1 protein-coding gene is annotated in these 623 nt (G+C 66.2%); it reads right to left on the minus strand.

The annotated features are described in order from the left end of the window. Positions 1–98 precede the first annotated feature (98 nt). A partial coding sequence (locus AB4Z16_RS28080; RefSeq protein WP_441514586.1) for a LytR/AlgR family response regulator transcription factor occupies positions 99–623 on the minus strand: 525 nt, incomplete at its 5' end.

A 623-nucleotide genomic window follows, 5' to 3' on the forward strand; every position in this document is an offset into this window, starting at 1 on the left:
GACGAAAACGCGGGGCATCAGGACGTCTCCTCGGAAAATAGCCACTCGGGAAGCGGCCATGGTAGAGGAAATATGGCGGATTGAGGCGGCCTGCCGCCTTACATCTGCTTGAACAGGTGCGCGTACTGCCGCGCCACCGGCAGCACTTCCTCGCGGTCGCGCAGCCGCAGCGAGAGCCGGCCCAGCGACTGGGTGATCGCGCTGGCCACGCAGTCGATATTGACCACCGTGCCGCGATGGATCTGCCAGAAGCGGTCCGGGTCCAGCTGCTGCGCCAGTTCGCGCAGGCTGGTGCGGATCAGCGCCTCGCCGCTGGTGGAGACCACGTTCACGTACTTGTCGGTGGCTTCGAGGTAGACCACTTCGTCCACCGGGATGATGCGGACCTCCTGCCCCACCAGCGCCTTGATAAAGCGCAAATACTGCCCGGCGGAACGCGTCGGGGTCTGGTTCTCGAGCGACTCCAGCCGGTGCAGCAGTTGCGCGAGCTTGTCTGCATCGACCATGGCGCCCACGTCGTGGGTCTCGTGGCTGCTGTCCCGSGCCTCCATGCGCGCCTTGAGCCGGCAGACGGTGGCCTCCAGCCGCTCGCGCTGCACCGGCTTCAGCACGTAGTCCACGGC

It is taken from the genome of Allobosea sp. TAF32, assembly GCF_052113585.1.
GTDB lineage: Bacteria > Pseudomonadota > Alphaproteobacteria > Rhizobiales > Beijerinckiaceae > Allobosea.